Source organism: Nocardia sp. 2TAF39, from assembly GCF_052114905.1.
Lineage (GTDB): Bacteria > Actinomycetota > Actinomycetes > Mycobacteriales > Mycobacteriaceae > Nocardia.
In genome coordinates, this window is record NZ_JBFRFQ010000120.1 from 1 (window position 1) to 2,421 (window position 2,421).

1 protein-coding gene and 1 pseudogene are annotated in these 2,421 nt (G+C 68.2%); both read left to right on the forward strand.

Translation table 11 applies throughout. The annotated features are described in order from the left end of the window. Positions 1–146: 146 nt before the first annotated feature. Positions 147–1,496: pseudogene (locus AB4Z47_RS30545) on the forward strand (Mu transposase domain-containing protein); the annotation flags it as partial. Positions 1,497–1,501: 5 nt separating this feature from the next. Beyond that, positions 1,502–2,356 (forward strand): IS21-like element helper ATPase IstB, encoded by an 855-nt coding sequence (gene istB / locus AB4Z47_RS30550; protein ID WP_441956163.1) that lies wholly within the window; start codon positions 1,502–1,504, stop codon positions 2,354–2,356. Positions 2,357–2,421: the final 65 nt, after the last annotated feature.

Consider the following 2,421-nt stretch of genomic DNA (forward strand, 5'->3'; position numbering starts at 1 on the left):
TGACGGCGCTCGCTGAATTTCCCCACTGACGCTCATCGAAATTCCCATTTGTCCCGTGTGGCTCCGCCGTGAAGGGCGGGCCTCCTCCGAAGCTGGTGGTTACCACACCTGACCAGCTCTTTCGTTCGGAGGAGGCCCGCTTTTCCATGTTGACATGTGAGGAAGATGTGGAAATCAGTGCCCTGCGCGCCCGAGGCTGGACGATCTCGCAGATCGCCCGGCATACCGGCCGTGACCGTAAGACGATTCGTGCGTATCTGGCCGGGGAACGCGCCCCTGGCGTGCGGAAACGGCATCTGCCGGATCCGTTCGAACCGTTCGTCGACTACGTGACCGCTCGCCTGGAAGAAGACCCGCACTTGTGGGCGCAGACGTTGATGGACGAGTTGGAGCCCCTCGGGTACCCGCTGTCGTATCAGTCGCTGACCCGCAACATCCGCACCCGCAAACTGCGGCCGGTCTGCCAGGCGTGCCGGACCGCGACCGAACGCCCCAACGCCGTCATCCCGCATCCGCCCGGCGGTGAAACCCAATGGGATTGGGTTGAGCTGCCGAATCCGCCCGCCTCGTGGGGGTGGGGCGCGAACGCGCACCTGCTGGTCGGGTCGCTCGCCCACTCGGGCCGCTGGCGCGGCTATCTCGCGCCCAGCACCGACCAGCCGCACCTGATCGAAGGACTCGACCGTGTCACCCGCGCACTGGGCGGGGTGACCGGGTCATGGCGGTTCGACCGTATGTCCACGGTCTGCCACCCGTCCAGCGGTCAGGTGACCGCCTCGTTCGCGGCGGTGCTGAAGTACTACGCCGTGGCGCCGGCGATCTGCCCACCTCGGCGCGGGAACCGCAAGGGCGTGGTCGAGAAGGTCAATCACACTGCCGCGCAACGCTGGTGGCGCACACTCGCCGATGAGATGMCCGTCGAGCAAGCCCAAGCGTCCGTGGACAAGTTCTGTTCGCTGCGCGGGGACACCCGGCTGCGGCCGACTGCCGACGGACGCGCCAGTGTCGCGACCGTCGCCGCGCGAGAACCGTTGCGGCCGTTACCTGCCGAACCGTATCCGGCGTTGGTCGCCGAACCTCGGGTCGCATCTCGGCAGGCGATGATCTCCTGGCGAGGCAACCGCTACTCGGTGCCACCGGAACTGGCGTCAGCGACAGTGATCGTCGCACAACCGTTGCGCGGCAACATCATCGACATCGCCACCACCGACGGCATTGTGATCGCTCGCCACGAACGCGCCGCCGACGGCCTGGGCGCCACTGTTCGTGACCACGGCCACGTCGTCGCACTCGACACCGCGGCGATGGCCGCGGCCAACACCGGCCGCCCCCACCGCCGCAAGGAACGCATCCCACCCGGCGACGCCGCCAGAGCCGCCGCCGCGGCCTTACGAGCCGCCGCCGACCCCGCGAACACCACCGCCACCGCCACGAGTGCTGCCAACGCCACAGTCACCGATCTGGCCGCCTACGAGCGCGCYGCCACCGCCAGGAGCCGCAAATGRCTACCAGCCCTGCCCCGAAGAAGACCGGCCGCCGCGCCACCAAAGCCATCGGCGCCGACGAAACCGCGACCCGCTATCAGCAACTCCGGTCGCACCTGGCCACACTCAAACTGCACGCCGCCGCCGAAGCCCTGCCATCGGTCCTGGAGGATGCCACCACGCAAAACCTCTCGGCGACAGCCACGTTGGAGAAGCTGTTGCGGATCGAGGTCCACGACACCGAAGCCCGCAGGCTCACCGGCCGGCTGCGGTTCGCGAACCTGCCCACACCGGCGTCGCTGGCCAACTTCGATATCGACGCCGCCTCCGGCATCGACCGGCCGCTACTCGACGAGCTCGGCACCTGCCGCTACCTCGAAACCGCTACCAACGTCCTGCTCATCGGCACGCCCGGCACAGGGAAGACGCATCTGGCAACGGGCCTCGCGCGGGCGGCCGCGCACGCCGGCTACCGCACCTATTTCACCACCGCCGCCGACCTGGCCGCCCGCTGCCACCGCGCAGCGATCGAGGGCCGCTGGGCCACCACCATGCGCTTCTACGCCGGACCGGCGCTGCTCGTGATCGACGAACTCGGCTACCTGCCCTTGCCGGCCGAGGCCGCGTCCGCGCTGTTTCAGGTTGTGTCGCAACGCTATTTGAAAACCTCGATCGTGATCACCACCAACCGCGGCGTCGGCTCCTGGGGCGAAATCCTTGGCGACAACACCGTCGCCGCGGCCCTGCTCGACCGGCTCCTGCACCGGTCGATGGTCATCAACCTCGACGGCGATTCCTACCGGCTCCGCGATCACCAAGCCACCGCCGACAACCTCCGCCGCGCCACCACCGGCAACCGTGAACCCCTATAATCGACACCGCTCACGGGTGGGGAATTTCGGCGAGTACGGGTGGGGCGTTTCGGCGAGCACAGTCA